The 11,007-nt window shown below is 58.3% G+C and carries 7 protein-coding genes and 1 tRNA gene; 7 read left to right on the top strand and 1 reads right to left on the bottom strand.

Going from position 1 to position 11,007, the window contains the following annotated elements; all coding sequences use genetic code 11:
• From PHW69_04575 to PHW69_04560, 4 genes are all read left to right on the top strand, one after another.
• A partial coding sequence (locus PHW69_04575) for an ABC transporter permease (protein ID MDD4004461.1) occupies nucleotides 1-1,555 on the top strand: 1,555 nt, incomplete at its 5' end.
• 497 nt (nucleotides 1,556-2,052) lie between these two features.
• Complete coding sequence (locus PHW69_04570; GenBank protein ID MDD4004460.1) at nucleotides 2,053-2,919, top strand: glycerophosphodiester phosphodiesterase; 867 nt, start codon at nucleotides 2,053-2,055, stop codon at nucleotides 2,917-2,919.
• Nucleotides 2,920-2,922: 3 nt separating this feature from the next.
• Nucleotides 2,923-4,263, top strand: a complete 1,341-nt coding sequence (gene pgtP, locus PHW69_04565; GenBank protein ID MDD4004459.1) for a phosphoglycerate transporter protein PgtP — start codon at nucleotides 2,923-2,925, stop codon at nucleotides 4,261-4,263.
• Nucleotides 4,264-4,498: 235 nt separating this feature from the next.
• Nucleotides 4,499-4,573 (top strand) — tRNA-Val (locus PHW69_04560).
• Nucleotides 4,574-4,939: 366 nt separating this feature from the next.
• Here the strand turns inward: PHW69_04560 and PHW69_04555 are convergent.
• Nucleotides 4,940-5,542, bottom strand: a complete 603-nt coding sequence (locus PHW69_04555) for a thermonuclease family protein (protein ID MDD4004458.1) — start codon at nucleotides 5,540-5,542, stop codon at nucleotides 4,940-4,942.
• A gap of 94 nt (nucleotides 5,543-5,636) precedes the next feature.
• On the opposite strand from PHW69_04555, the gene thrS reads away from it, so the two are divergent.
• From thrS to gap, 3 genes are all read left to right on the top strand, one after another.
• The gene (thrS, locus tag PHW69_04550; GenBank protein MDD4004457.1) at nucleotides 5,637-7,394 is read left to right on the top strand and encodes a threonine--tRNA ligase; all 1,758 of its coding nucleotides are present in this window, start codon (nucleotides 5,637-5,639) and stop codon (nucleotides 7,392-7,394) included.
• A 124-nt stretch (nucleotides 7,395-7,518) separates the two neighbouring features.
• Complete coding sequence (locus PHW69_04545) at nucleotides 7,519-9,771, top strand: hypothetical protein (protein MDD4004456.1); 2,253 nt, start codon at nucleotides 7,519-7,521, stop codon at nucleotides 9,769-9,771.
• Nucleotides 9,772-9,953: 182 nt separating this feature from the next.
• Complete coding sequence (gene gap / locus PHW69_04540; protein MDD4004455.1) at nucleotides 9,954-10,964, top strand: type I glyceraldehyde-3-phosphate dehydrogenase; 1,011 nt, start codon at nucleotides 9,954-9,956, stop codon at nucleotides 10,962-10,964.
• Nucleotides 10,965-11,007 lie beyond the last annotated feature (43 nt).

Genomic DNA, 11,007 nt, shown 5'->3' with positions numbered 1-11,007 from the left:
CCTGGCAGACCGGGCGGACCATAAATCCAACGAACTGTCAGGCGGGCAGCGGCAGCGCGTGGCCATAGCGCGGGCGCTGTCGAATAATCCGCTGGTGCTGTTCGCCGACGAGCCGACCGGAAACCTTGATGCCAAATCGCGCGGCGAGGTGATGGAGCTGTTCCGGGAACTGAGCGGGCAGGGCCTTACTATCGTGATGGTCACGCATGATCCGGAAGTGGCCGCGCAGGCGCACCGGGTGGTGCGGATGAAAGACGGAGAGATAGTGGCGGACGAGGCTGTCCGGCCCGCTTCGGCGGCGGGCGGAGAAAGCAGACCGGCGCTTCCGCGCGCGCGGTGGGGGTTTTCGTTCGGCGAGCTTAGGGAACAGCTGAAAGTGGCGTTCATTTCGATAATGAACAATAAAATGCGCAGCGCGCTGACGGTGCTTGGCATGTTTATAGGAGTGGGCGCGGTTATTTCGCTCATGACGATAAGCGACGGGTTCATGCGCAGCATAATCAATTCTACCGGCGGGATGGACGCGAGCAGTCTGTGGGCGCGGCCGGAGTCGTGGGCCAAGCCGGTGAAATTCACGATGGAAGATGTGATGCTGGTAAAGGAAAATTGCCCCAGTGTCGAAACGGTCAAGCCGGGTGTCAAGTCCCAGCTCAAGGTGACGGCGGGGAAAAAGGTTGTGGATTCCTATATCGTGGGCGATGACGGAGCCGTTCCCGGCGCAAAGCCCAAAGCCGGCGACAGCAAAATACTGTCCGGCCGGATGTTCACCGCGGAAGAGGAGCTTCGGCAGGACCGGCTGGCCGTCATCAACGAAACCGCCGCTAAAAAACTGTTCGAGAAAGGCGATGCGATGGATCGGGATATCCGGATCAACGGAACCGGGTTCCGGGTTTGCGGCGTGTTTGAAGACAGTCAGGCGGAAAAGATTTTCGGCGGCAATCCTGTGATAAAGATTCCGTTCCGCACCGTGATTAAACGGGTGTTCGGGCAGAACACGTTTCAGTATCTGGAAGCGCAGGCGGCGTCGCCCGAACAGGTGCGCGAGGCCAGAAAAGAGATGATTCTGGCTTTGCGAAAAACCCATCCGGCCAGGGCGGAAAGCGAGGAAGACGTGTTTGTCGTGGAAACCATGGCGGGCCAGCTGAAGAAATTTCAAAGCATGTTCGGAAAATTTTCGCTGGTTATTTACGCGATCGCGGGAATTTCGCTTCTGGTCGGCGGGATTGGCATTATGAACATAATGCTGGTGAGCGTCACCGAGCGCACACGGGAAATAGGGCTGCGCAAGGCGCTGGGCGCGCGGAGCGTGGATATCCTGAGCCAGTTTCTTATCGAGTCGGTAGTGCTGTGCGTGTTCGGCGGCGCACTGGGGGTGGGGTTCGGGCTGGGCGCGGCGTGGATAATGTTTCTGGTGATAAAAGTGCCGCCGGTGCTCAAGCTCGGCACGGTGCTGTTCGCGTTTGTTTTTTCCAGCGCGATCGGAATTTCATTCGGGATGTGGCCCGCGTCACGCGCCGCCGCGCTCGACCCGGTGGAGGCGCTGCGCTATGAGTGATGTTTTTGCGCGAAGCTGCATGTTGAAGGCGCCGGGCGCGCGCTGTTTGTCAGTGCAGGGCCGGGCGGGCATATGCCCGCCCGGCCGATATCCCCCGGATGGCGATCGCGGTTGGATAACCCGCCCCCGGTTTGCGCCGGGGTTTTCGTTTTGCATAACCGGTCGTTAGCTTCGCCGGCGGCGATACACACTCCATTCACCTGCTTGAGCCATGCCGGCAATCATTATGCCGTGCCGGCCGGCGCGGGGTTTTTGTGAGCGGAATTTATGAAAACGGCGGGCCGGTATTTCAGACCGGCCCGCCGTCATTTAAATATGAAAACGTGCCGGAAGGGCACCCACGCCGGCGTCAGTGCGGGTTGAACACTGTCCGGACGGGATGGAATTTTTCCGGCTCAGGCCGCTATTGTTGCCGGACGGGTAATTTTATAGATTGTAACCTGCAGTGTACGCACCGGTTTTCACGAGGAGGAGTTCTGAACCGTAAATTGTCTGTAATGTTTTTTTCCCTTTCGCTGTCAGCTTCCGCGCTTGCCGCAGTCGCGCCGCGAATTGACGTGCAGGGGCACCGCGGCTGTCGCGCGGTCATGCCGGAAAACACGCTCGCCGCGTTCAATGAAGCCCTGCGGCTGGGTGTTGATGTTTTGGAAACGGATATGCAGGTGACGAAAGACAATGCCATCGTGCTTGCCCATGACAGTTACATAAACCCGGAGCGGTGTCTGGGCCCCGGCGGGGAAAAACCGGAGCCGGAAATGCCTTTTCGCTCGTTGACGCTGGAGCAGGTGAAACGGTATGACTGCGGCTCTCTGCCCAATCCGCTTTTTCCCGGGCAGGCGAGCCGGCCGGGTGAAAAAATACCCGCGCTGGAGGAACTTTTCGAACTGGTGAAAACCTCCACCTATCCGGCCGCCGCGCGGGTCCGGTTCAATATAGAAACCAAAATTTCGCCCGGCGAGCCGGAACTGACGCCCTCGCCGGAAAGTTTCGCCGCGCTGGTGCTGGCGCTGGTCCGGCGGTACGGTTATGAGGACCGCGTTATACTTCAGTCGTTTGACAAGCGCACGCTGCTTGCCATGAAAAAACTGGAGCCGCGCATCCGCACGGCCATGCTCACCGACGGGAACAATCTGCCTTTCGCGGCGGTGGCGAAAGCCATCGGCGCGGAGATAATAAGTCCCGATGCCGGCTGGATAACACCCGCCGATATCGTTGACCTGCACGCCGCCGGCGTGCAGGTGGCGCCGTGGACAGTAAACGAACCCGCCGGCTGGGATCTGCTGATAAAATACGGCGTTGATGCCATCATTACCGACGATCCCGCCGGACTTGTCGCTCATCTTAAAGCCAAAGGCCTGCGCTGATTTATGCTTCAGAAACTGCTTGCGCTGTATAGGCCGGCCCCGTTCAGGCCGCGCATTCCGGCCGAGGAAGTGCCCGCGCGCTATAAAGCCATGCGCCTGCAGGTGATGTCCACCATTTTCGCGGGCTACGCGGGTTTTTATATAGTGCGGCAGAATTTTTCGTTTGCCAAGCCCTACCTTATTTCGGAATGGGGCCTGAGCAAAGGCGACGTGGGTCTTATAGCAACCGCGCTGACCGTCGCCTACGGCATAAGCAAATTCCTGATGGGCAATGTATCTGACCGGTCGAACCCGCGCTATTTCATGGCGACGGGCCTGATCCTGTCGGGCCTCGTTAATCTGGCGTTCGGGTTTATGCCTTCGATGTTCGCCATGGTGTGCCTGTGGTTCGTCAACGGCTGGGCGCAGGGCATGGGCTGGGCGCCGTGCGCGCGCACGCTCACCCACTGGTTTTCCGACAGGGAACGCGGCACGAAATTCGCCGTCTGGAATCTGGCGCATAACGTCGGCGGAGGCATAACCGGGCAGATAGCGACGCTGGCGGTGCTCATGTTCGTGTCGTGGAAAAGCGTGTTCTATGTGCCGGGCATGATAGCCGTCGTGCTGGGCGCAGGGATAATTGCATTTCTGCGCGACACGCCTCAGTCCGAGGGCCTGCCGCCTGTCGAGGAGTTCAGCAACGACCGCCCGGACACCGGGGTGGACGATCCCGAAAAGGAACTTGGCGCGAAAGAAATTTTTACGCGTTTTGTGCTATGCAACAAATGGCTGTGGGTTCTGGCTTTCGCCAACGTGTTCGTTTATGTGGTGCGGTACGGCGTGGTGAACTGGGCGCCTACCTATCTTACCGCCGTGAAGTGCGCGACTCACGCCATGACCGGCTGGCAGGTGATGGTGTTTGAAACGGCCGGCATTCCCGGCACGCTGCTCGCGGGCTGGGCAAGCGACAGGTATTTCAGCGGCCGGCGCGGCCCCGTTTCGGTGGTCTATATGCTGATTGTGACGCTGGCTGTCATCGGGTACTGGGTTAATCCGGCGGGCAGGCCGTGGATTGACTGCGGACTGCTGTTTGTCATCGGGTTTCTTATTTACGGTCCGGTAATGCTTATCGGTGTGGCCGCTGTTGATCTGGTGCCAAAAAAAGCGGCCGGAACCGCGGCCGGTTTCACCGGCCTGTTCGGCTATCTCGGCGGGGCCACTGTAGCCGAGCTGGGTATAGGCCGCGCCGTTGACGCGTTCGGCTGGACGGGCGGGTTTGTGATCCTGCTCGGTTCCTGCGCGCTGTCCATCGTTTTCATGGGCCTGATGTGGAACAAACACCACCGTACACATGAGGAGTTCTGACGTTTTTCAAGAACTGGCGCCGGGAAAATATCAAACAGGAATTTCCGGCAGGGGAATTTGACATGGCAAGGACGCGCCGTTTTCCGTAGTCGCCGCCGGGTCGTGAGATTTCCGAAACGCGGCCGTTCGGAACTGCGCTGCTGAAAACATGAAGCCCCGGACCGCGGATGACCGTTTTGCCAGCACGGCCGCATGACAGATTTATCGCAAATGTGTTATAATAAGGATACATCCGGCCCAGTTGGCGCAGTGGTAGCGCGTTCCCTTGACATGGGAAAGGTCATAGGTTCAAATCCTATACTGGGCACCATTTTTCGACGAGGCTTGTTCCGGTGTTTGTTCCGGCCAAGCTTCGTTTTTTTATGTCCTGACAAATGAAACCCCGGTTCCGCGCGGGTGCGCCATTTTCCGGCGGGAGTAAACGCTAATATAACGATAAAAAGCCCCGCCGGCCGGCTGGGCTTTTTATAAATTCCGCTCGCAAAAACCCGGCCGCCGGCCAGCACGGCATAATGATTGCCGGCATGGCACAGCTCAGGCAGGGGAACGGAATAGGCAATACTGCGCAAGCAGGGCAAACGAAGTTTTGACCGAACCCCCCCGGCTTGCCGGTAAAGCGTAATAACAACCGGCAGGCCAATGGTACAGCCGGGGGGAGTTTCATCAGAGAGCGGGTTTATTCCGCCGGCTGGCCGCGCCCGCCGGAGACTGATTTTTTGCGCTGGTGTCTGCGCCAGTCCCACGGAGCCTGCGGCGCGCCGTCGCACCAGAGGCCCAGCTTCGCCTGCCGAGCCGCAGTTTCGGCGGCGGCGAGAGCGGGATCGCTGGAATACTGTTTATAGTGCCAGGCCAGCCCGGCTTTGACCAGTTCCAGATTAAGGTCCCTGCCTTCCACCTCGATAATGCCGAGCGTGCGGCCGTAATATTCCTTGCCGAACCCGTAAACCGTGATCCTTTTGCCGTAAACCATGTCGGAAGTGAACTGTTTGGCGGCCGGGCCGTAATCCTGGCGGGATTCGGGTGTGTCTATTCCGTAAAAGCGTATTTTTTCTTCCCGGCCGTCGCCGCGGACGAGAATGGTGTCGCCATCGTAAACTTTTTCGCAGACTCCGGTGAAAACTTCCCGCGCGCCGTACTTGAGGGTGTCGGTGGAAATGACAGCGGCAGCAGGCTGGGCCGGCGCGGGTTTTACCGCGAGCCTGGGCATGCAGCCCGTCGTATACAGCAAGGCGGATAGAGTCAGAAGCGCGGTCGCAAAGAGTCGTTTGTCAGGCTGCATGGAAGCTCCTTTTTTTGGTCCGATACATGGGTCCGGCTAATTTGATATACTTAATTATGTATATATTTTTCATGCTGAGGCAAGGAGAAAAGCCATGAGCTTGCAGACCGCGCAGGATAACTTCATAGAAACGATGCGGCATTCCGCCGCGCACGTTCTGGCGCAGGCGGTCACCGAGCTTTTCCCCGGCACCAAACTGGGCATCGGGCCCGCTATAGAAAACGGGTTTTATTACGATTTTGACAGCGAACATAAATTCACGCCGGAAGATTTGCCCGCCATAGAGGCAAAAATGAAGGAGATCGTGAAAGCAGGACAGCCGTTCGTGTGCTCCCTGCATAGCAAGGCGGAAGCGATAACGTTTTTTCAGGGGCGCGGAGAAAAATACAAGGTGGAACTGATCGAGAATCTGCCCGGAGATACCGCTTCCTATTATGAAAACGGCGGGTTTACCGACCTGTGCCGCGGGCCTCATGTGCCTGACACGGGGCGCATCAAGCATTTCAAGCTGACCCATGTGGCCGGCGCGTACTGGCGCGGCGACGAGAAACGCCCCATGCTCCAGCGCATTTACGGGCTGGCGTTCAAAACGAAAGACGAGCTTGACGCGCATATCCTGCGGCAGGAGGAGGCGGCCCGGCGCGACCACCGCAAAATCGGCAGGGAGATGGACCTGTTCAGCGTGCATGAAAGCGTGGGCGCGGGACTGGTGCACTGGCATCCCAAAGGCGCGCGGATGCGCATTATTGTGGAGGATTTCTGGCGCGCCGAGCACGCCAAAGCCGGTTACGAATTTCTGTTTACCCCGCATATCGGGCGTGCGGCGTTATGGGAAACGTCGGGCCATCTGGGATTTTACAAAGATAACATGTACGCACCGATGGATATTGACGGCGAGGAGTATTTCGCCAAGCCGATGAACTGCCCGTTCCACATTCAGGTTTACAAGACGCATAAACGCTCGTACCGGGAACTGCCTTTAAGATGGGCCGAACTCGGCACCGTGTACCGCTATGAAAAGGCCGGAGTGCTGCACGGCCTTATGCGGGTGCGCGGTTTCACGCAGGACGACGCGCATATTTTCTGCACGCCGGAACAGATGGAGAAAGAAGTGGCGCGGACGCTTGGTTTCTGCCTGCACATACTGCGCGCGTTCGGTTTCTCGGATATAGCGGCCTATCTGGCCACGATGCCCGCAGACGCTGTTGGCGAGCCCGAACGCTGGGCAAAAGCCACGGAGTCGCTGAAAGCCGCGCTGGAAAGCGAACGGGTGCCGTATGAGCTGGACGAGGGCGGCGGCGCGTTTTATGGCCCGAAAATAGACCTTAAAGTGAAGGACGCGATCGGGCGGCAGTGGCAGCTGGGCACGATCCAGTTCGATTTCAACATGTCGGAACGGTTTGAGCTGTCCTACGTCGGAAGCGACGGGCATGACCACCGGCCTTACATGATCCACCGCGCGCTGCTCGGTTCGCTGGAGCGGTTTTTCGGCATTCTGATCGAGCATTACGCGGGCTGGTTTCCGCTGTGGCTGGCGCCGGTGCAGGCGAAAGTGCTTACGCTTACCTCGGAGCAGGACGGCTGCGCGGCCGCGCTGGCGGACCGGTTCCGTCAGGCAGGCATACGGGTCGAGCTGGATGACCGCAATGAAAAGCTCGGCCTGAAGATCCGCGAAGCGCATCTGAAGAAAGTGCCGTATCTGCTTATAATCGGCCCGAAAGAGGCCGGGGAAAATACCGTTACCGTGCGCGTGCGCAGCGGCAAGAACATACCGGGGCTCAGGCCGGAAGACGTGCTGTCGGTTTTCCTTAAAGAAACCGCCGGGCATAGCGGCGAGAACCTGTATTCGTGATTTAGCCGGGCGGTTTGAAACCCGCCGGATGTGATGTCTGCGCGGAGGGCGCGCGCGGCGTTGCCGGTATCGTTTGTTAACTTTAGGCCCGCCTGCGGCGGGCTGAAATTCTGGAGCAGCCATCATGGTGTCTGAAAAATTCCGTGCCTGGGTGAGGGAACACAGTTACCCGCTCGGCACAGTCATTCTCGTGTATTTGTTTTTCGTGTTTCTGGAGCTGTTGCGCCCGTACTATTTTCTTGAAGGCGAGAACCGGGCGGTGTTCCTGCCCAACATGGTGTTCGCGTTCGATTCACTGATGAAGGGGCAGCTTCCATTCATAAACTATCATCAGTTCATGGGCACGCCGTTTCTGGTGGCCGGAATTTGGGGTGCGCTTTATCCGCTAACCTATATATCGGTGTTCCTGAGCCTGTTTGTAACCGGCGGGTATTTCGCGTCGGTGGATATTTACATGGTGCTGCATCTTCTCATAGGGGCGCTTGGAATGTTTTATTTTCTCAAGCGCATCTGCCGTCTGCCCGACTATACCGCGTTTTTCGGCGCGACCGCCTGGCCGATAACGGGGTTCGCCGTTTTTCTGGGCTGCTCGTGGGGCTGGCAGTTCGCCGCGGCCGCGGCGTGGTTTCCGTGGCTGCTGTTCACGGCCGGCAGGCTGGTGGACAAGCCGTCCTACGGCAACATGGCATGGCTGCTGGCGGCAAGGGTGTTTTTCGCGTATTCGGGCTCGGCGATCTTCGTCCTGTACGCGGTGTTTGCCGAGGCGCTGTTCACCCTGCTTTATCTGAACCGGGCGGATATCCGGGTCAGCCCGAGCCTGTTCAAGGCCGGCCGCTGGTATTATTTCATTTCGCTGGGTTTCACGGCGGCGCTGGCGCTGCCGCTGTGGCTGCCGCTGCTGCAGTATTCAATGCAGACTGTGGAGCAGACCGTCGTGTCTTATGAATTGTTCGCCGAGGGCGCCAACAATCCGCTTTTATGGCTGTGGGGCTTGTTGTTCCCGTTTTCGTCCGATGTGTTTAAATCGGGCATAATGGAGCGCGCCCTGCGCATGTTTACAAACCAACCGGGCTCTTTTTATTACCTGCTGCCGTTTTTTTGTTTCGCGGGTTACGGCGTGATTATCGGGCTGGTCGGGCTGGCGCGCGATATGGACCGGACAAAACACGAAGTCTGGCTGCGGCCGGTTCTGATCGCGGCGGGAGTGATGCTTCTGCTCAGTTTCGGCGTGATTGACAGGATTCTTTATTATCTTCCGTTTTTAAAGAACGCGCATCACGGGTTTAAGCTGCTGCTTTTTGCGGACGCTTTCATCATAGCCGCCGCTTCGCTGGGGATGCTGCATCTGGCGCGGCGGGTGTCCTACCGGTTCGGGCAGATTGAAATGCGGCGGGTGGTGTTTTACGCCGTCGCGCTGAATCTGGGCATTTCGTTCATAATTTTTTCGGGGCTGCCGTCCCGCACCTTCTTTCCGTGCTCGGAGGACCTGCCTTTATTCGAGCCGCTGAAAAACAAATTGACCGAAGGCCGGTTTGTTGCGTTCGCCTATCCCGCCAGCATAGCGGACGGTTATACCCAGCATCTGGCGGGGTTTGATTATGCCACGCTGTGGGGCCTGAACAATGTTTCCGGCAGTATTGCGAGCACGCCGGGCTATATGGCCGCGCTGCCCTGGTTCGGGGAAAGCGGCATGGTGTTTAACAGATATTTCCCGGTGGACGAGGTGCTGCGGTCGTTTAGGCGGGCGGGAGTGCGCTGGTTCATAGTCAATCAGCCGGATGTGGACTGGTATGCGGAAATTCTGGGCGCGGACGGCATCGTGGAACGGTATTCGGACGGCCGGCGCGTTATTTACGAGGTTTCCGGTTCCATGCCGATGGCGTTCGCCGAAACGGGCGGACCGGGCGCGATACGGCTTGATCCCAAGATCGCGGGAGTGGCGGAGGTATTGCCTCTGGCAAGCGAGTTTTCTCCGGCCGGCGTAAAAGTGCGGGCGGAGTTAAGCGCGCCGGCTGTAGTGTCGGTCAATGTGCCGAACCTGCCCGGCTACAGGCCGTTTATAGACGGCAAACCCTGCTCGCTGAAAGCCGGGCCGGGCCATTTCCCTGCGGTATCCGCGCCGGCGGGAAAGCACGAGATCTTCTTTAAATATACCGAACCTTGGTTCTGGCGCGGGCTGCTGGTGGCGCTGGCGGGTCTGGCCGGGCTGCTGGCGCTGTCGGCCGAGCGGTTCGCGATCAGGCCGCTGCGCGAACGCTTTAACATGCGCCGGTTCGCCCGGAGCCAGGAGTTTGGCGCGGCCGGTGGCGGTGGCGGCGCTCCGCGGCGCAGGAATTTCAACAGAAAACCGTTTTTCAAGCGGCGCAGAAAAAATTAGCGGAATTGCGTTTGTCAATGCGGCGGGTATCAATGATACCCGCCGTTTTCATTCAGGGCGGACACGGCTGTGCGGCCATTGACGCCGCGAGTTTTCCGGAGAATTAATATATGCTATGCTTTAAGCAGGCGGATATGCCATTCTCCGCCCACAAACAGATCAATTTCCCATAGGAGGGAACGATGGCAGTTAAAGTTGGGATTAATGGTTTCGGACGCATCGGAAGGCTTGTGCTTAAATCGGGCATCAACAACCCCGATATCGAGTTCGTGGCGGTGAACGATCTTACGGACGCCAGGACGCTGGCTCATCTGTTTAAATATGACTCCACGTTCGGGATTTTCCCGGGTGAAGTCAAAGCGGAGGGCGACAGTCTCGTTATCAACGGCAGGAAGATCAAGGTCGTTTCCGAAAAAAACCCCGAAAGCCTGCCTTGGAAAGCGCTGGGCGTGGAACTGGTGTACGAATCAACCGGCCGGTTCTGCAACACGGAAAAAGCCGCCGCGCACCTTGCTGCGGGCGCTAAGAAAGTCATTATCACGGCGCCCGCCAAAGGCGACGGACTGCTTACCGTGTGCATGGGCATCAACGAAGGCGACTATGCGCCCGGCAAGCACAACATTATTTCCAACGCGTCCTGCACCACCAACTGCCTTGCGCCGGTGGCCAAGGTTCTTAACGATAATCTGACGATAAAAACCGGTCTCATGACCACCATTCACTCCTATACGAACGACCAGGTGATTCTCGACGCGCCGCACAAGGATTTGCGGCGCGCGCGCGCGGCGGGCCAGTCCATGATTCCGACCACCACCGGCGCCGCGGCCGCCATCGGCCTGGTTATTCCGAGCCTCAAAGGCAAGCTGGACGGTATCGCAATACGCGTGCCCACGCCGAACGTGTCGCTTGTTGACATAGCGCTGACGGTGGAGAAAGCCACCACGGTCGCGGAAGTCAACGCGATGATGAAAAAAGCGGCGGATGGCGCGCTGAATAAGTATCTCGAATACACCGAAGAACCCCTTGTGTCCAAGGATTTCAACGGCAATGCCCACAGCAGCATATTCGACGCGTCGCTCACCCATGTGGTGGACGGCACGCATGTGAAGGTATACAGCTGGTATGATAACGAGTGGGGTTATTCCAACAGAGTGAACGACCTCGCCTGTTACATAGCGAAAAAAGGTTTTTAGGCCTGTTTTTCTAAAAGCGCCGGGCGGGGCTAACGTCCCGCCC

It is taken from the genome of Elusimicrobiaceae bacterium (assembly GCA_028700325.1).
In the GTDB taxonomy this organism is placed as follows: Bacteria; Elusimicrobiota; Elusimicrobia; order Elusimicrobiales; family Elusimicrobiaceae; genus JAQVSV01.
The sequence above is the reverse complement of the archived record's forward strand: the minus strand, read 5'-3'. Positions and strand labels throughout refer to the sequence as shown.

Bases quoted from the DNA above. Each gene is read 5' to 3' on its own strand.
- thrS (MDD4004457.1), top strand. From the start codon at position 5,637: ATGAGCTTGCAGACCGCGCAGGATAACTTCATAGAAACGATGCGGCAT.
- gap (MDD4004455.1), top strand. From the start codon at position 9,954: ATGGCAGTTAAAGTTGGGATTAATGGTTTCGGACGCATCGGAAGGCTT.
- PHW69_04555 (MDD4004458.1), bottom strand. From the start codon at position 5,542: ATGCAGCCTGACAAACGACTCTTTGCGACCGCGCTTCTGACTCTATCC.
- pgtP (MDD4004459.1), top strand. From the start codon at position 2,923: ATGCTTCAGAAACTGCTTGCGCTGTATAGGCCGGCCCCGTTCAGGCCG.
- PHW69_04545 (MDD4004456.1), top strand. From the start codon at position 7,519: ATGGTGTCTGAAAAATTCCGTGCCTGGGTGAGGGAACACAGTTACCCG.
- PHW69_04570 (MDD4004460.1), top strand. From the start codon at position 2,053: ATGTTTTTTTCCCTTTCGCTGTCAGCTTCCGCGCTTGCCGCAGTCGCG.